Annotated in this window: 14 protein-coding genes; 2 read left to right on the top strand and 12 right to left on the bottom strand. The window is 53.7% G+C overall.

Translation table 11 applies throughout. The annotated features are described in order from the left end of the window. Positions 1–15: 15 nt before the first annotated feature. Genes cysC through cysG form a run of 4 tightly spaced genes read right to left on the bottom strand, consistent with a single transcriptional unit; the run spans position 16 to position 4,425 of the window. Positions 16–639 (bottom strand): adenylyl-sulfate kinase, encoded by a 624-nt coding sequence (gene cysC, locus RAHAQ2_RS03345; RefSeq protein ID WP_015695900.1) that lies wholly within the window; start codon positions 637–639, stop codon positions 16–18. Position 640: 1 nt separating this feature from the next. Next, the gene (gene cysN / locus RAHAQ2_RS03340; RefSeq protein ID WP_015695899.1) at positions 641–2,068 is read right to left on the bottom strand and encodes a sulfate adenylyltransferase subunit CysN; all 1,428 of its coding nucleotides are present in this window, start codon (positions 2,066–2,068) and stop codon (positions 641–643) included. A gap of 13 nt (positions 2,069–2,081) precedes the next feature. Then, on the bottom strand, positions 2,082–2,990 hold the full coding sequence (gene cysD / locus RAHAQ2_RS03335) for a sulfate adenylyltransferase subunit CysD (RefSeq protein ID WP_015695898.1): 909 nt from the start codon (positions 2,988–2,990) through the stop codon (positions 2,082–2,084). 10 nt (positions 2,991–3,000) lie between these two features. Next, positions 3,001–4,425 (bottom strand): siroheme synthase CysG, encoded by a 1,425-nt coding sequence (gene cysG / locus RAHAQ2_RS03330; RefSeq protein ID WP_015695897.1) that lies wholly within the window; start codon positions 4,423–4,425, stop codon positions 3,001–3,003. A 251-nt stretch (positions 4,426–4,676) separates the two neighbouring features. Here cysG and RAHAQ2_RS03325 point away from each other — a divergent pair, with 251 nt between their 5' ends. Beyond that, positions 4,677–5,714 carry an aminopeptidase gene (locus tag RAHAQ2_RS03325; RefSeq protein WP_015695896.1) on the top strand — a complete coding sequence of 346 codons (1,038 nt, stop codon included), beginning with the start codon at positions 4,677–4,679 and terminating at the stop codon, positions 5,712–5,714. A gap of 158 nt (positions 5,715–5,872) precedes the next feature. Here RAHAQ2_RS03325 and RAHAQ2_RS03320 read toward each other — a convergent pair whose 3' ends face one another. The 4 genes from RAHAQ2_RS03320 to RAHAQ2_RS03305 form a co-directional block, all read right to left on the bottom strand. Further along, positions 5,873–6,610: a phosphoadenylyl-sulfate reductase gene (locus RAHAQ2_RS03320; RefSeq protein WP_015695895.1), complete on the bottom strand. Its 738-nt coding sequence runs from the start codon at positions 6,608–6,610 to the stop codon at positions 5,873–5,875. A 24-nt stretch (positions 6,611–6,634) separates the two neighbouring features. After that, positions 6,635–8,371 (bottom strand): assimilatory sulfite reductase (NADPH) hemoprotein subunit, encoded by a 1,737-nt coding sequence (gene cysI, locus RAHAQ2_RS03315; protein ID WP_015695894.1) that lies wholly within the window; start codon positions 8,369–8,371, stop codon positions 6,635–6,637. A gap of 27 nt (positions 8,372–8,398) precedes the next feature. After that, on the bottom strand, positions 8,399–10,201 hold the full coding sequence (cysJ, locus tag RAHAQ2_RS03310) for an NADPH-dependent assimilatory sulfite reductase flavoprotein subunit (RefSeq protein ID WP_015695893.1): 1,803 nt from the start codon (positions 10,199–10,201) through the stop codon (positions 8,399–8,401). Between the two features lie 346 nt (positions 10,202–10,547). Continuing rightward, complete coding sequence (locus RAHAQ2_RS03305) at positions 10,548–11,552, bottom strand: hypothetical protein (RefSeq protein ID WP_015695892.1); 1,005 nt, start codon at positions 11,550–11,552, stop codon at positions 10,548–10,550. Positions 11,553–11,721: 169 nt separating this feature from the next. Here RAHAQ2_RS03305 and queD point away from each other — a divergent pair, with 169 nt between their 5' ends. Beyond that, positions 11,722–12,081, top strand: a complete 360-nt coding sequence (gene queD / locus RAHAQ2_RS03300) for a 6-carboxytetrahydropterin synthase QueD (protein WP_013574001.1) — start codon at positions 11,722–11,724, stop codon at positions 12,079–12,081. 129 nt (positions 12,082–12,210) lie between these two features. On the opposite strand, the gene queE is transcribed toward queD, so the two are convergent. From queE to mazG, 4 genes are all read right to left on the bottom strand, one after another. After that, entirely contained in the window at positions 12,211–12,882 is a 672-nt protein-coding gene (gene queE, locus RAHAQ2_RS03295) for a 7-carboxy-7-deazaguanine synthase QueE (protein WP_015695891.1), read from the bottom strand. Positions 12,883–13,049: 167 nt separating this feature from the next. After that, positions 13,050–14,354, bottom strand: a complete 1,305-nt coding sequence (gene eno / locus RAHAQ2_RS03290) for a phosphopyruvate hydratase (protein WP_015695890.1) — start codon at positions 14,352–14,354, stop codon at positions 13,050–13,052. Between the two features lie 76 nt (positions 14,355–14,430). Beyond that, the gene (gene pyrG / locus RAHAQ2_RS03285) at positions 14,431–16,068 is read right to left on the bottom strand and encodes a glutamine hydrolyzing CTP synthase (RefSeq protein WP_013573994.1); all 1,638 of its coding nucleotides are present in this window, start codon (positions 16,066–16,068) and stop codon (positions 14,431–14,433) included. Between the two features lie 349 nt (positions 16,069–16,417). Continuing rightward, positions 16,418–17,221 carry a nucleoside triphosphate pyrophosphohydrolase gene (gene mazG / locus RAHAQ2_RS03280; protein ID WP_015695889.1) on the bottom strand — a complete coding sequence of 268 codons (804 nt, stop codon included), beginning with the start codon at positions 17,219–17,221 and terminating at the stop codon, positions 16,418–16,420. Between the last annotated feature and the right edge of the window lies 1 nt (position 17,222).

Here is a 17,222-nt window from a genome sequence, read left to right as displayed (position 1 = left end):
TTTGGCCGGCAACATTCAGGGATTGATAATAGCGCGCTGGCGCATCACTTCTAATAATTGAGGCACCAATTGTGTTACCAATTGTTCACCATCAAGATGCACATCCGGGGTTTCCGGCGGCTGATATTCTGAATCAATACCGGTAAAGTTTTTCAGTTCACCGGCACGGGCTTTTTTATATAAACCTTTCGGATCCCGCGCCTCGCAGATCGCCAGCGGCGTATCGACGAACACTTCAATAAACTGACCGTCTCCCAGCAAATCACGCACCATTTCACGCTCGGCGCGGTGAGGTGAAATGAACGCCGTCAGCACAACCTGCCCGGCATCCACCATCAGTTTTGCCACTTCACCCACACGACGGATGTTTTCACGCCGGTCATCGTCGGTGAATCCCAGATCACGGCACAGTCCGTGGCGGACATTGTCGCCATCCAGCAGATACGTGCTGACGCCCTGAGCATGCAGTGCCTGCTCCAGTGCACCGGCCACGGTGGATTTCCCCGAGCCCGAAAGCCCGGTGAACCATAGCACCGCACCGCGATGACCATGTTGCTTTTCGCGATCCGCACGCGTCACCGCGTGCGGATGCCAGACAACATTGTCATCTTTAAGTAAGGAGCCGTCCGGTGACGCCATCTTATTTACCACCCAGTAAATCGCGTGCACCCCAGTGCGGGAAGTGACGGCGAACCAGGCTGTTCAGTTCCAGCTCAAATGCGCTGTATTTATCCGATTCCTGATAGACCTGCTCAATGGCCTCACGCACCAGACCGGCACCGACAGTGACGTTGGTCAGGCGATCGATAAAGATTATGCCGCCGGTCACCGCGTTGCTCTGGTAGTTATCCAGCACCAGAGGTTCGTCAAAGGCCAGTTCCACCAGTCCGATACCATTCAGTGGCAGGTTTTCCACCACACGCTGCGTGAGGGTGTTGATCTCAACCTGATATTCGATATTTTCCACCCGCGCACGGGCCTTCTTACCGCCGACTTTGATGTCGTAGCTCTGGCCGACGCTCAGTGGCTGCTCGGCCATCCACACCACGTCAACTTTGGCATTTTGTACCGGTTTAACCGTTTCTTCTGCATCGACCAGCGTGTCGCCACGGCTGATATCGCGCTCATCGGCCAGCGCCAGCGTAATCGCGTCGCCCGCCCAGGCTTCCGGTAAATCACCGTCAAAGGTCACAATGCGTGCCACGGTAGATTCCACACCGGATGGCAACACTTTCACCTTCTGACCGACACGGACAGAACCTGATGCCAGCGTTCCCGCATAACCCCGGAAATCGAGGTTCGGGCGGTTAACATACTGCACCGGGAAGCGCATCGGCTGCTGTTCACGGATGTTAATGATGTTGACCGTTTCCAGCACGTCGAGCAGCGTCGGGCCGGTGTACCAGCTCATTTTGCCGCTTGGTGTGGCAACGTTGTCGCCTTCCAGCGCAGAAAGCGGCACAAATTTGATGTCCAGATCGGTCGGCAGTTGCTGAGCAAAATCCAGATAATCCTGTTTGAATTGCTCGTAAACCGTTTCGCTGTAATCCACCAGATCCATTTTGTTGACGGCAACCACCAGGTGGCGGATCCCGAGCAAGGTCGCAATGAAGCTGTGACGGCGGGTTTGATCCAGCACGCCTTTACGGGCGTCGATCAGTAAGATCGCCAGATCACAAGTCGATGCGCCGGTCGCCATATTACGGGTGTACTGTTCGTGCCCCGGGGTGTCCGCAATGATGAACTTACGTTTCTCGGTAGAGAAATAACGGTACGCCACATCAATGGTAATGCCCTGCTCGCGCTCGGCCTGTAAGCCATCCACCAGCAGTGCCAGATCCAGTTTTTCACCCTGGGTACCGTGACGTTTGCTGTCGTTATGCAGCGAAGACAACTGATCTTCGTAGATCTGACGGGTGTCATGCAGCAGACGACCGATCAGGGTACTTTTGCCGTCATCGACGCTGCCGCAGGTCAGGAAGCGCAGCAGGCTTTTGTGTTGCTGGGCGTGCAGGTAAGCTTCAACGCCGCCCTGCTCCGCGATTTGTTGTGCAATTGCGTTATTCATTAGCTGCGGCTCCTCAGAAATACCCTTGACGCTTTTTCAGTTCCATCGAACCGGCCTGATCACGGTCGATCGCACGTCCCTGACGTTCACTGGTGGTCGACACCAGCATCTCTTCGATGATCTCCAGCAGCGTTTGTGCCCCGGATTCAACGGCACCGGTCAGCGGCCAGCAACCTAATGTGCGAAAACGCACCATTTTCTTCTCGATCACTTCGCCCGGTTGCAGATCAATACGATCATCATCGACCATCAGCAGCATACCGTCGCGCTCCAGCACCGGACGCGGTGCGGCCAGATACAACGGAACGATCTCGATATTTTCCAGATAGATGTACTGCCAGATATCCAGCTCAGTCCAGTTAGAGAGCGGGAATACGCGAATGCTTTCGCCTTTGTTAATCTGACCGTTGTAGTTGTGCCACAGCTCAGGGCGCTGGTTTTTGGGATCCCAGCGGTGGAAACGATCGCGGAACGAATAGATACGCTCTTTGGCACGGGATTTTTCTTCGTCACGACGTGCGCCGCCGAAAGCGGCATCAAAGCCGTATTTATTCAGCGCCTGCTTCAAACCTTCGGTTTTCATGATGTCAGTGTGTTTGGCACTGCCATGCACGAACGGGTTGATGCCCATCGCCACGCCTTCCGGGTTTTTATGCACCAGCAGCTCAAAACCGTAATTCTTCGCCGTGCGGTCGCGGAATTCGTACATTTCACGGAATTTCCAGCCGGTATCCACATGCAATAGCGGGAACGGCAAGGTTCCCGGGAAGAAGGCTTTGCGTGCCAGATGCAGCATCACCGAGGAATCTTTCCCGATGGAGTACATCATCACCGGGTTGGCGAATTCAGCAGCCACTTCACGGATGATATGGATACTCTCCGCCTCCAGTTGCCGCAAATGAGTCAGTCGTTTTTCGTCCATAACAGATCCTTTAAGCCAAATTCACAACTGACGGGCGCTGGGTGCCGTCAGTCTCAGGATGATGCCCAAACCAGGCCAGTTGCTGATGAAGTGATACCACCTCACCAATCACCAGTAACGCTGGCGCCGGTGCCTGTTGAGCCAGATGTTCAAGATTATCAAGTGTTCCGGTCAGCACCTGCTGATCAGAACGCGTTCCCCGTCCGATGACCGCAACGGGCGTATGCGCTGCGCGACCATGAGCGATCAGTTGCTGGCTGATTTCGGCAGCTTTAAGCGTGCCCATATAAATCGCCAAAGTCTGCTGGCCTTTCGCGAGGGTTTCCCACTGCACACCGTTGTTTTCCGGGCGGCAATGCCCTGTCACGAATATCACGCTCTGCGCGTAATCGCGGTGCGTCAGCGGAATTCCGGCATAAGCCGTTGCGCCTGCAGCAGCGGTAACACCCGGCACCACCTGGAAAGGAATGCCTGCCGCCTGCACCGCCTGTAATTCTTCGCCGCCACGTCCGAAAATAAACGGATCACCGCCTTTGAGGCGCACGACTTTTTTCCCCTGCTGCGCCAGTTCGACCAGCAGACGGTTGGTTTCTTCCTGCGCGACAGAATGGCTGCCCGCACGTTTACCCACACAAATCTTGTCCGCATCGCGGCGCACTAAATCCAGCACGTCTTCGCTGACCAGATGGTCGTAAAGCACCACATCGGCCTGCTGCATCACCTGCAGCCCGCGAAGGGTGAGCAATCCTGCATCACCCGGCCCGGCACCGACCAGCGTGACATTCCCGCTATGCGAGATGTCTTCCGCGTTTTCTAACTGTTGTTGCAGCGCCTGCTCTGCTTCTGCGAGCTTTCCCGCAGAAGCGAGGCTGGCAAAACGTCCGGCAAAAAGTTGTTCCCAGAAACGGCGACGCGCACGCATTGAACTGAACTGTGTTTTGACATTGTCGCGCCAGCGCCCGGCGATATCGGCCATTTGCCCCAGGCTGTTCGGCAACAGAGTTTCCAGCTTTTCGCGCAGCATTCTGGCAAGCACCGGCGCTTTGCCGCTGGAAGAAATCGCCACCACAATCGGCGATCTGTCAACAATCGACGGGAAAATGAAGGAGCACTTCGGCTGATCGTCGACCACGTTGGCCAGAACATGACGGCGGTTGGCCTGCTCGAAAACCTCAGCATTCAGCGCAGCGTCGTCTGTGGCGGCAATCACCAGAAACACGTCGTCGAGCTGCTCCGGCAGAAAAGCCTGGGCTGACCAGCTGACTTCAGCGGTCTGTCTGCGTTGTTCCAGTTCGGGGGAAAGTGCCTGTGCGACTATCCGTACTTGCGCACCCGCCCGCAGGAGGAGATCGATTTTGCGAGCAGCGACTTCGCCACCCCCTACAACCAGCACAGGGCGTTGTTTGAGGTCGGCAAATATTGGTAGATAGTCCACAAAAGCCTTTAATGATTGTCAGGATTAATAAACAAACTATACGTGCAGGCAATAATTGATCTGAAATGACGAAAAGGAATGAATAGTTACTAAATGGAATATAGCCCGACAAAAAGAGCGGTTTGGGATAACGGGAAATTGTCTAATCGCACAGACAATCGCATACTGTATGCCCCAGAAAGACCGCCACACGCGGCCTGTTGTTTGATTGCCTTCCGGTCGTATTGACCAGCAAATAAGGATTTTTGGCTATGTTTTCTTTTTCACGCATGAAGCGGACGCTGCTGGCGCTGAGCCTGAGCTGTGTCTGTATGGGTCATGCGATGGCGGCGTCCGCCCCGCTTCCGCCGATGGGCATGATCGCCAGTCAGCAAATTCGCCATATCGCCACCTATTTCCCGGGACGCATGGCCGGCAGCCCGGCAGAACTTATCGCCGCAGATTATCTTAACCAGCAGTTCAATAAATTAGGCTATAAGAGCGATTTACGTGGCTTCGATACCCGTTATGTTTACACCAGCAGTGCGGGCAAAAAGAACTGGCAAAATATTCACGCCACGTCGGTGATTGCCGCACGTGCAGGAGAAGTGCCGCAGCAAATCATCGTGATGGCGCATTTTGATACCTATGTGCCGCAAAGTGACAGTGATACCAACCACAATCTCGGCGGCCTGACGTTGCAGGGTGTCGATGACAACGCGTCCGGCGTCGGCGTGATGCTTGAGCTGGCCGAACGCATGCAGGCGATCCCCACGCACTACAGCTTGCGTTTCGTGGCACTGAGCGCGGAAGAAACCGGTGCTAAAGGTGCGGAAGAGTTTGTAAAGCGGATGAGTGCTGAAGAGAAGAAAAATACGCTGCTGGTGATCAACCTGAATTCGCTGATCACCGGTGACCGGTTGTATTTCAACAGCGGCGCGAATACGTCCGTGGCGGTGGCGAAACTCACCCGCGTGCGTGCGCTGAATCTTGCGCGCAGTTTGGGTATTCCGGCAGAAAGCCATGAAGGCGCACATTGCTGCGATGGCATTAAAGCGCTGGATGACGCACGCCTGCCGCTGCTGAACGTGACCGCGACCAACTTTGCGCTGGGTAAGAAAGACGGCGTACAGCAACGTGCGATCACCAGCCACTTCCCGCTGGGCACCACCCGCTATCAAAGCCAGTTCGATAATCTGCAATATCTGGATAAAACGCTGCCTGGCCGCATCGAGAAGCGCTCGCGCGATACCGTGAAAGTGTTATTCCCGCTGCTGAAGGATCTGGCGAAACCGGCGAAACACGCCTGATTAAGAGGATAATTTAAGGGACTCTTATCAGGAATCCCCTAAATAATTCGGATTGCAGGCAGGCGGCAAGCGAAGAAGTCCCGGTGAGCTGACATGAGTCAGTGATTCGGGCGACTGAACGTAGCCAACGCATCTGCAACCCGAAGTATGACAGGGATTTATTCGTGCAGGCCGCATTCGCGTTTCAAGCCAAAGAAGCGGGTATCTTCTTCCTTCATCCCTTCTTCCCATTTTTTCGTGGTATGCGTGTCACCGACGGAAAGATAGCCCTGATCCCAGAGCGGGTGATAACTCAGACCGTTGTCTTGCAGATAACGGAAGATCTGGCGGTTATCCCAGTCGATAATCGGCAGGATTTTAAACACCCCACGTTGCACCGCCAGCACCGGCAGATGCGCACGGCTGCCGGACTGCTCACGACGCAGACCGGCAAACCAGGTCTGCACGCCCAGCGTCTGAATCGCCCGATTCATCGGCTCGACTTTGTTGATGTGATTGTACTTCTCGATGCCCTCGACGCCCTGCTCCCACAGTTTGCCGTAACGCGCTTCCTGCCAGGCAGCCGAGTGTTCGGCACGAAATACCTGCAGATTCAGGTTCAGCTTTTCGGTTAACGTATCAATAAACTGATAGGTTTCCGGAAACAGATAACCGGTATCGGTCAGGATCACCGGAATATCCGGTTTCTGCTGTGTGACTAAGTGCAGACAGACCGCAGCCTGAATCCCGAAGCTTGAAGACAGCGCGAACTCACCGGGCATGTTTTCCAGCGCCCATTGCACACGCTCCTGCGCGGACAACTTTTCGAGGCTGACGTTAATTTCCGCCAGCGCCATGGATTGTCCGGACTTCGGCAGTTCATTCAGTTCAGCCAGAGTAAGGTTCAGCCAACTCATATCGCCTCCTGTCGGTTATCGCTCTTAATCATAAAAGTCACGCGCCGGATCCAGCACGGGCCTGATGATCCCTGCGCGGATCACGAAGTCGCCAAAGCCTTCCCCGGCCTCACGCTCTTTCGACCAGCGTCCGACCAGTTCGTCAATGATGCTCAGGATCTCTGCATCAGAAATATTTTCGCGGTACATGCGCGGAATGCGTGTTCCGGCGCGGTTACCGCCGAGGTGCAGGTTGTAGCGGTTTATCGCTTTCCCCACCAGACCTATTTCAGCCAGCAGCGCACGTCCACAGCCGTTCGGGCAGCCGGTCACACGCAGAACGATGTGCTCATCGCCTACACCGTGGTTATGCATGATGCCTTCGACTTTGGTCACAAACTCAGGCAGGAAACGTTCCGCTTCCGCCATCGCCAGCGGGCAGGTCGGATAAGAGACGCAGGCCATCGAGTTTTTACGTTGCTCGGTGATACCGTCGTCAATCAGGCCGTGATTACGCGCCAGAGTTTCGATCGCGTCTTTGTCTTTTTCAGAAACGCCGGCCACGATCAGGTTCTGATTAGCAGTAAGCCTGAAATCGCCTTTATGGATCTTAGCAATTTCTGCCAGTCCGGTTTTCAGCGGTTTGCCGGGGTAGTCGAGAATACGGCCATTTTCGATAAACAGCGTCAGATGCCATTGTTTGTCGATGCCTTTTACCCAGCCGATGCGATCGCCGCGACCGGTGAATGCGTAAGGGCGGATATCAGCAAACTGAATACCCGCGCGTTTTTCAACTTCGGCTTTGAATACCGGCACACCGACACGCTCCAGCGTGTATTTGGTTTTGGCATTTTTACGGTTGGTACGGTTACCCCAGTCGCGCTGCGTGGTCACCACGGCTTCGGCCACCGCCAGCGTGTTCTCCAGCGGAATAAAGCCCAGTTCGCTGGCAGTGCGCGCATACGTGGCTTTATCGCCGTGTGCGATAGAAAGCCCGCCGCCGACCAGCACGTTGAAGCCGACCAGTTTGCCGTTATCGGCAATCGCCACAAAGTTCAGGTCGTTGGCATGAAGATCCACGTCATTTTGCGGCGGGATCACCACGGTGGTTTTGAATTTACGTGGCAGATAGGTCGCGCCCAGAATCGGCTCTTCGTCGGTGGTTTCAACTTTTTCCTGATCCAGCCACACTTCAGCGTAAGCACGGGTGCGCGGCAGCAGATGCTCGGAGATTTTCTTCGCCCACTGATAGGCTTCCTGATGCAGTTCAGACTCCACCGGATTCGACGTACACAACACGTTACGGTTAACGTCGTTGGCGGTCGCCAGCGCATCCAGGCCGAGTTTATTCAGCAACTGATGCACCGGTTTGACGTTCGGTTTCAGGATGCCATGGAACTGGAATGTCTGACGGTTAGTAATACGGATGCTGCCATACAGCGTGCTGTCTTCGGCAAATTTGTCGATACCCAGCCATTGCGCAGGCGTCATCACCCCGCCCGGCAAGCGGCAGCGCAGCATCATGGCGTGACGCGGTTCCAGCTTTTGCTCAGCACGTTCCGCACGGATATCGCGGTCATCCTGCTGATACATGCCGTGGAAGCGGATCAGCAGGAAGTTATCTCCGTTGAAGCCGCCGGTCAGACCGTCTTTTAAATCTTCGGCAATCGTCCCGCGCAGGAAATTACTTTCCTTCTTCAGGCGTTCGGCATCGGCCAGCGGGGCATCGACGATCAGCGGGCCCGGACCGGGATTGAGTTCACTCCACAACTTATTGCTCATAAGGTTTTCGCTCATTGCTCTGATTCGTTAGTAGACGTCGCGCTGGTAACGGCGATCAAGACGTAATTCACTGAGATATTCGTCGGCAGTTTCCAGATCCATCACGCCGTATTTGGCGATGATTTCCAGTAACGCCTGCTCTACGTCTTTCGCCATACGGTTGGCATCGCCGCAGACATAGACATGTGCGCCTTCCTGCAACCATTGCCAGACTTCAGCACCCTGCTCGCGCAGTTTGTCCTGTACATACACTTTTTCAGCCTGATCCCGTGACCATGCCAGGGAGATATTCGTCAGCAGGCCGTCTTTCACGTAACGCTGCCATTCGACCTGATACAGGAAATCATCGGTAAAGTGCGGGTTACCGAAGAACAGCCAGTTTTTACCGGTGGCCCCGTCGTTATCACGCTGCTGAATGAAAGCGCGGAATGGCGCAATACCGGTGCCGGGTCCGATCATAATGACCGGCGTTTCAGGATCCGCCGGCAGACGGAAGTTATCATTATGCTCGATGAAAACTTTCACTTCGCCGTCTTCGTCCAGACGATCGGCCAGGAAACCGGACGCGCCACCGGAACGCGCACGCCCGTCGATGTCGTAACGCACCACGCCGACAGTGATATGCACTTCTGTTTCGGTTTCCGCCTGTGAGGAGGCAATCGAATACAGGCGCGGCGTCAGCGGACGCAGTAAATCTACCAGTTGCTGGGCATCCAGCTCCGTCGGTGCGCGGCGTACCATGTCAGCAAACGGTACGGTCTGCGCGTATTGCTGAAGCGCAGGTTTATCGGCCAGTAAACCGGTCAGATGTTCGTCGCGGCACAGCGCGGCGTATTTCTCAATAATCGGTGTCGTGTTTTGGGTCAGTTCAATGTGATGTTGCAGGGCTTCAGAAAGCGGCAGTTTTTTATCGTTCACCTCAACGATTTCATCCCCTTTCAGCCACAGCAGTTCAACGATTTCCTGCACCAGTTGCGGATCGTTTTCAAACCAGATCCCCAGCGCATCGCCCGGCTGGTAACGCAGGCCGGAATCACCGAGTTCAATTTCCAGATGACGTACGTCTTTATCCGAATCGCGACCGGTAATTTTCTGATTAACGGAAAGGGTCGCGGTCAGCGGCGCTTCTTTCGTATAAGGGCTGCTGTCGACCTGATTGACACTGCCCGCCAGCGTCGGAGCCGGTTGCGCCCCGGTGTCAGCCGGTACGCGCTGTTTCAGCACATCGACAATGCGTTTACGCCAGTTTTCTGCCGCTTCTTTATATTCAACATCGGCATCAACGCGATCTAACAGGCGTTCTGCGCCGAGTTCGCCCAGACGGGTATCAAAGTCTTTACCCGCCTGACAGAAGAATTCGTAAGAGGTATCGCCCAGCGCAAACACCGCAAAGGCGGTGCCTTTCATGTTTGGCGCTTTTTTGGATTGCAGGAATTTGTGCAGCGCAACCGCCTCTTCCGCCTGCTCGCCTTCGCCCTGAGTAGAGGCCACGATCAGCAGCAGCTTCTCCTGACCAATTTGTTTGAATTTGTAGTCCCCGGCATTCACCAGATTGACGTTAATTTTCGTGGCGATCAGGTCATCACGCAACTGCTCGGCAACACGGCGGGCGTTACCGGTTTGCGAGGCAGAAATCAGGGTCACCGACGCGGCGGCCTGCACCGGCGCGGGGTCAGCGACCGCACCCGGTTGCTGGTTAACCATTCCCCAGAAATACCCGGACAGCCAGGCCATCTGAGTCGGTGAGTAATCACCAATCGCCGATTGAAGGCGGGCCATTTGCTCGGGGGTCAGCGGGAGCAGTGAAATTGGAGGAGCCTGAGTCGTCATCGCGGTACGAATTCCCTTATGCAAAAGCAAGTCATCAATCCGGCCTCCGGCGCCTTTTACAGTGTGTTTTCGCGCGGGAAAGACCTTTCAGAGGATGTAGGTTAACGAGCCGGATAATAACAATTAAAGAAGTGATGGAAATAATAAATAACCAAAATGACTAAGAGGATTTAGAGGTAAGTTCTATCTAAAAAAGTGGTAAGCCGTGATTTTTATCGTACTGAAATCGCTAAAAAATTTCCCTCACTGTTCACAGGCTCTCTGCAAAGTGCCGGATACATAAAGAAAAACCCCGCCGGAGCGGGGTGATGAATATTTTTCAGGATTACGTTTTACGGTGACGCGTTTAAAGATGGAAAGCGTTGTGCTGCTCAAACCACGCAAACTGACCTGCGGCAAACACCGACATTTTACTGCCGCTGTGACCGGTATCTGACAAATCCATGAAGTGCCAGTTAAACGGCGTATTGTTCTGTTCAGCGCGTTGCTGGGAAGTGGTGAAGTAACCCTCGGCCCGCTCCAGACGGTTTGTGCCTTGCGCCATGGCCTGCTTGGATTTACGCAGCAGATGGTTCTCCGGATCATCATCTTCAGCCCCCACGGCAATCAGCACCGGTTTGGCAAAATAATCATTTAGCTGCTGCTGGCTGACCGCCACCGGCGCTTCACGTAAACCGTAAGGCCAGCGCTGATCGGTATCCGGCAATGTCCACCAGCCTGCCGCCGCACAGACTGCCGCTTTGACATTTGGCTCCGGCAGCAAGGTCAGCATGCGGTGGACAAACTGGCAACCCGCGCTGTTTCCAAACAGATAATATTGCGTCTGGCGGGTGATGCCCTGCTTTTGCAGCGTCGTAAACAGGTTATCGACAATACTGAACGCCCACTGCGATTTCGGCAGGCGGTGATGGGTTTTGCTGTCCGTCAGGTTGCCCAGGTTATAGCCTGCCGCACCGGGGAAATCCTGCTCGCTGAAATGCGGCACGACGACGCGCAGATGATACTGATCGGCGACGGTTATCCAGTCGTTGCGATACGTGGCCGCATTACGGTCAACGCCGGTCATGACCATGACCACCGGCGTAGTCTCATCTGCACCGACCGGTTGATAGGTGAACACTTCCAGCGGCTTTTTACCCGGCGTTAATGCAATGTGCATCACACCGGATCCCGGCGGGAAAGCCAGAGGGGCTTTACTGGCCGGAGTTTTGGCAACCGGAGAAGCTTTCGCCACAGGTTGAACCGGTTTAGCCGCAGCGGGCGCGGACTCCTGAGCGGGTGCCGTGGTTTCTGCCTGTACACCCGCAGAGAACAACAGCGCCAGAACAGCGCAACGAAGCACAGTAATCATTCACCATCTCAACAAGTTAGTTTCTACCGGCTCACTGTAAGCCAGCAATGCGGGCGGAGTAAAGAGAGTAAAAGTCAGGATTTGGTGAAGAAAAGCGCAGTTAAGTCATGGCACGCAAGCCCGTATTCCGGTACTATGCCGCGTTTTTTCGAGCAACGAGACATGCCTCATGACCACCACATTATTTAAAGATTTTCAGTTTGAAGCCGCCCACCATTTACCGCATGTGCCTGCCGGGCATAAGTGCGGACGGTTGCACGGACACTCTTTCACCGTTCGTTTAGAAATCACCGGTGAAGTGGACCCGCATACCGGCTGGGTGATGGATTTCGCCGAACTGAAAGCCGCGTTTAATCCGACCCTGGATCGTCTCGATCACTATAATCTGAACGACATTCCGGGTTTAGAAAACCCGACCAGCGAAGTGCTGGCCGCGTGGATCTGGAACGAGATGAAACCTAAGCTGCCATTACTCAGCGCCGTGCGCGTGAAAGAAACCTGCACGGCGGGTTGTGTGTATAAAGGCTAATTCAGATACCCAAAATCATTCGTGCTGTATCCAGGCGGCAATTGAATGAATCCCCCGGAGCTGACAATAGTCAGTGACTGGGGTGAATGAAAGCAGCCAACGCGGAGACAGCGCGAAGGATGCAGGGTATTATGCAATGTTCAGATACTTATGTGTCTGCATTGACAGCCGCCAGTTTCTTGCAATGCAGGTCGCAATGCACAGTCTGGTGGCTTCTTCTTTTTGACTGATCGGCTGTAAGGCAATAATCCGCGCTTTGCTGTCCGTCAGTGTTTCCAGCAGGGCATCCAGCGCGTCGATATCACGCTGACGCGCCACCGGATGTTTCACTTCATCCGCACGTTTCAATGCCTGTGGCAGAATGTCGTACCCGCCACGCATATTCACTTTCGGAGAAACGGTTACCCAGGTATTGACTGAGCAACGCACTTCATGCGTACCGCTGGTTTCAATCTGGCAACTGAAGCCGCTCTTTTCCAGCAATGACGTCAGTTCAGTCAGATCGTAAATGCACGGCTCGCCGCCGGTGATCACCACATGACGCGCGGTATAACCTTGCCGGGCGATAATGTCGAGCAATTGTTCTGACGTGGCATTGCCCCAGGCATCGCTCTCTTCGGTTTTGACCAGAATGCGCTGCATATCGACTTCCCGATCGGCAATTTTATCCCAGGTGTGTTTGGTGTCGCACCAGCTGCACCCTACAGGACAGCCTTGCAGGCGCACAAAAATCGCCGGCACGCCGGTAAAATAGCCTTCCCCTTGCAGGGTTTCGAACATCTCATTAATCGGGTACTGCATCGGTTTCTCAGTCATCTCTAAAAAAATCAGCGCGCATTATCACAGATATGGCCGTTGAGACCAAACTTGTGCTGTAAATGAGTATGGCAGATTTCTCTGTGAGCAAAATCAGGGCGTAAAAAAACCCGCCGGAGCGGGTTTTTTAAGAAAGTGTTACGGGTCAGTAATTACTGACCTTTAACTTCTTTCAGACCGTTGAACGGAGCAGGAGTACCCGCAGCCGCCAGCGCTTCTTCGATACGGATCAGCTGGTTGTATTTAGCAACACGATCAGAACGGCTCATAGAACCGGTTTTGATCTGGCCTGCAGCAGTACCCACAGCCAGGTCAGCGATGGTCGCATCTTCAGTTTCGCCTGAACGGTGAGAGATAACGGCAGTGTAGCCCGCGTCTTTCGCCATTTTGATCGCAGCCAGAGTTTCGGTCAGAGAACCGATCTGGTTGAATTTGATCAGGATGGAGTTAGCGATGCCTTTATCGATACCTTCTTTCAGGATCTTGGTGTTGGTAACGAACAGATCGTCGCCCACCAGCTGGATTTTGTCGCCCAGAACTTTAGTCTGGTAAGCGAAACCATCCCAGTCAGATTCGTCCAGACCGTCTTCGATAGAGACGATTGGATACTGTTTGGTCAGGTCTTCCAGGAAGTGAGTGAATTCTTCAGAGGTGAAGGCTTTGTTGCCTTCGCCAGCCAGAACATATTTACCGTCTTTGTAGAATTCAGATGCCGCACAGTCCATCGCCAGAGTAATGTCTTTACCCAGCTCATAGCCTGCTTGTTTTACCGCTTCAGCGATAACTGCCAGCGCTTCTGCGTTAGAACCCAGGTTTGGCGCATAGCCACCTTCGTCACCAACAGCAGTACCCATGCCTTTAGATTTCAGCACTTTAGCCAGAGTGTGGAACACTTCTGAACCCATGCGGATAGCTTCTTTCAGCGTTGTTGCGCCAACAGGCTGGATCATGAACTCTTGAATATCAACGTTGTTATCAGCATGTTCGCCGCCGTTGATGATGTTCATCATAGGCAGTGGCATAGAATATTTGCCTGGAGTGCCGTTCAGTTCTGCGATGTGTGCGTACAGTGGCAGACCTTTAGAAGCAGCCGCCGCTTTAGCAGCAGCCAGGGAAACAGCCAGAATCGCGTTAGCACCGAACTTAGATTTGTTCTCGGTACCGTCCAGATCGATCATGATCTTGTCGATGTTAGCCTGATCTTTAGCGTCTTTACCGGTTACAGCCTGAGCGATAGGACCGTTTACAGCAGCAACGGCTTTCAGTACGCCTTTGCCCAGGAAACGGGATTTGTCACCGTCACGCAGTTCCAGCGCTTCGCGGGAACCAGTAGAAGCACCTGATGGCGCAGCAGCCAGACCTACAAAGCCGCCTTCCAGATGAACTTCAGCTTCTACGGTCGGGTTACCACGGGAGTCGATGATTTCACGACCGATGACTTTAACGATTTTGGACATTAGGATTTCCTCAGTACAAGTTAACTAAAGCTTCGGTTAAACGACGTGCCCTGAGGCGCATCGTTTCGCCGGTATTTTATTTTACCTGACGCTTCTGATACTCACCGGCAGCCTTCACGAAGCCTGCAAACAACGGATGACCATCACGCGGCGTTGACGTAAATTCTGGATGGAACTGACAAGCGACAAACCACGGATGATTCGGCAGCTCAATAATTTCAACCAGTTGCTTATCGCCAGAGCGACCGGCTACGCGTAAACCTGCGGCTTCGATCTGTTTAAGCAGCATATTGTTCACTTCGTAACGGTGACGATGGCGTTCAACTATTGTCGGCTCGCCGTACATCTCACGAACCAGGCTACCGTCGTTCAGGTGACATTGCTGTCCGCCCACACGCATGGTGCCGCCTAAATCACTGTCTTCGGAACGTACTTCGACGTTACCTTCTTCATCGCGCCATTCGGTGATGAGTGCGACCACCGGGAACTTACAGTCTGGCACAAATTCAGTAGAGTTGGCGTTCTCCATACCCGCGACGTTACGGGCAAATTCGATCAGCGCAACCTGCATACCCAGACAAATGCCCAGATAAGGAATGTTGTTTTCACGTGCATAACGTGCCGTGGCCACTTTCCCTTCCACACCACGGTAACCGAAGCCACCCGGGATAAGGATCGCGTCCAGGCCTTTCAGCACTTCCACGCCACGGGTTTCGACATCTTGTGAATCGATAAGTTTAATATTCACGGTCAGACGATTTTTCAGACCGCCGTGTTTGAGCGCTTCAATCACAGATTTATAAGCATCTGGCAGCTCAATGTACTTACCGACCATACCGATGGTGACTTCACCGCCCGGATTGGCTTCTTCGTAAACAACCTGTTCCCATTCGGACAAGTTGGCTTCCGGTGCGTTGATGCTGAAACGTTTACAAATATAATCGTCCAGCCCCTGAGATTTCAAGAGTGCCGGGATTTTATAAATAGAATCAACGTCTTTAAGGGAGATAACGGCTTTTTCCGGCACGTTACAGAACAACGCAATTTTCGCGCGTTCGTTGGCAGGCACAGCGCGGTCAGAACGGCAGATCAGCACGTCTGGCTGGATACCGATAGACAGCAGTTCTTTCACGGAGTGCTGGGTCGGTTTGGTTTTCACTTCACCGGCTGCCGCCATGTAAGGCACCAGCGTCAGGTGCATATACAGTGTGTGCTCACGGCCCACTTCAACCGCCATCTGACGAATCGCTTCCAGGAACGGCAGGGATTCGATATCACCGACAGTACCGCCAATTTCAACCAGAACGACATCGTGGCCTTCGCCGCCTTCAATGATGCGTTCTTTGATGTTGTTAGTGATGTGCGGGATAACCTGGATGGTTGCGCCGAGATAGTCGCCGCGGCGCTCTTTGCGCAGCACGTCGGAATAAATACGGCCCGTGGTGAAGTTGTTGCGACGAGTCATCTTGGTGCGGATGAAGCGCTCGTAGTGACCCAGATCGAGATCGGTTTCAGCGCCATCTTCGGTAACAAAGACTTCGCCGTGTTGAGTTGGGCTCATCGTACCCGGATCCACGTTGATATACGGGTCCAGTTTCATGATAGTCACGTTGAGGCCACGGGCTTCGAGAATAGCCGCCAGAGAGGCTGCGGCAATGCCTTTACCCAGAGAGGATACGACCCCGCCGGTCACAAAAATATAATTAGTTGTCATGCTGAACCTGAGAGGTTAGGTTTAAAGATGATGGAGTAACCAAGACGGGAAAACAGTATACCGGAACCTTGTGTGCGCCACAAATAAACGTTTTGCTGTCCATCCTCGTTTTCCTTACCGTCAGTTCAGAAGGGTTAACCCTGCCAGCTTTATTTTTTCATTCTTTCAAAAACAACAGGTTAGCTTATAAAAATTGCTGTGTTGATTGCATGACACCCTAAAACATCTTAGATTTCAATTTGTTGAACTTTACTGCTCTCAGATCAGCCGCTTAACCACGGCATAACACTGAGCTTAACCGTTTCAGCTTCGCCGGATCTTGTTTCCGATCAAAGTCGCATCGCGGAACTCAGCCTTCCTGCTTTTTCACCTGCTGCCAGGCGGCTTCCATCTGTTCAAGTGTCGCATCTTCCATGTTTAAGCCTTTTCCGCGGATAATTTCTTCGACCTGCCTGAAACGGCGCTCAAACTTGCGGTTGGCCGCCTGCAACGCATCTTCTGCTTTGTGGCCCAAATGGCGGGACAAATTAACGGTCGCGAACAACAGGTCGCCGATTTCCTCGCCGAGCTTTTCTTCATCAATGACCGCCTGACGCGCCTCAAACATCACTTCGTCGATTTCTTCATACACTTTGTCGAGCACCGGTCCGAGCGTCGTCCAGTCGAAGCCGACATTTGAACAGCGCTTCTGGATTTTGTGCGCTTTCATCAGTGCAGGCAGTGCGGAAGGAATATCATCGAGCGCTGAATGCAGGGATTTTTCTGCGCGCTCCTGCGCCTTTCGTGCTTCCCATTTGACCAGCACGTCCCGGCTGCTGGCGTCTTTCGACCAGGCCGCTTCCTGCCCGAAAATTTGCGGATGCCGGCGTTCTAATTTGTCAGAGATCGCATTGCAGATATCGTCAAATTCGAACAGCCCCTGCTCACTGCCCATCTGCGCGTAAAACACCACCTGAAACAGCAAATCGCCCAGTTCGTCGCGCACGTCGTCGTAATCTTTGCGGGCAATGGCATCCAGCACTTCGTAGGTTTCTTCCAGCGTGTACGGGGCTATCGTCTCGAAAGTTTGCTCTTTATCCCACGGACAGCCCGCTTCAGGGTCGCGCAGGGTTTTCATAATGCTGAGCAGGCGTTGCAGAGAAGAGTCGGTCATA

The organism is Rahnella aquatilis CIP 78.65 = ATCC 33071, from assembly GCF_000241955.1.
Lineage (GTDB): Bacteria > Pseudomonadota > Gammaproteobacteria > Enterobacterales > Enterobacteriaceae > Rahnella > Rahnella aquatilis.
The sequence above is the reverse complement of the archived record's forward strand: the minus strand, read 5'-3'. Positions and strand labels throughout refer to the sequence as shown.

What these genes read in the sequence shown, in the direction of transcription:
- queE (WP_015695891.1), bottom strand. Translation starts at nt 12,882, where the DNA reads ATGCAGTACCCGATTAATGAGATGTTCGAAACCCTGCAAGGGGAAGGC.
- cysD (WP_015695898.1), bottom strand. Translation starts at nt 2,990, where the DNA reads ATGGACGAAAAACGACTGACTCATTTGCGGCAACTGGAGGCGGAGAGT.
- cysC (WP_015695900.1), bottom strand. Translation starts at nt 639, where the DNA reads ATGGCGTCACCGGACGGCTCCTTACTTAAAGATGACAATGTTGTCTGG.
- cysI (WP_015695894.1), bottom strand. Translation starts at nt 8,371, where the DNA reads ATGAGCAATAAGTTGTGGAGTGAACTCAATCCCGGTCCGGGCCCGCTG.
- queD (WP_013574001.1), top strand. Translation starts at nt 11,722, where the DNA reads ATGACCACCACATTATTTAAAGATTTTCAGTTTGAAGCCGCCCACCAT.
- RAHAQ2_RS03320 (WP_015695895.1), bottom strand. Translation starts at nt 6,610, where the DNA reads ATGAGTTGGCTGAACCTTACTCTGGCTGAACTGAATGAACTGCCGAAG.
- cysN (WP_015695899.1), bottom strand. Translation starts at nt 2,068, where the DNA reads ATGAATAACGCAATTGCACAACAAATCGCGGAGCAGGGCGGCGTTGAA.
- RAHAQ2_RS03325 (WP_015695896.1), top strand. Translation starts at nt 4,677, where the DNA reads ATGTTTTCTTTTTCACGCATGAAGCGGACGCTGCTGGCGCTGAGCCTG.
- mazG (WP_015695889.1), bottom strand. Translation starts at nt 17,221, where the DNA reads ATGACCGACTCTTCTCTGCAACGCCTGCTCAGCATTATGAAAACCCTG.
- pyrG (WP_013573994.1), bottom strand. Translation starts at nt 16,068, where the DNA reads ATGACAACTAATTATATTTTTGTGACCGGCGGGGTCGTATCCTCTCTG.
- eno (WP_015695890.1), bottom strand. Translation starts at nt 14,354, where the DNA reads ATGTCCAAAATCGTTAAAGTCATCGGTCGTGAAATCATCGACTCCCGT.
- RAHAQ2_RS03305 (WP_015695892.1), bottom strand. Translation starts at nt 11,552, where the DNA reads ATGATTACTGTGCTTCGTTGCGCTGTTCTGGCGCTGTTGTTCTCTGCG.
- cysJ (WP_015695893.1), bottom strand. Translation starts at nt 10,201, where the DNA reads ATGACGACTCAGGCTCCTCCAATTTCACTGCTCCCGCTGACCCCCGAG.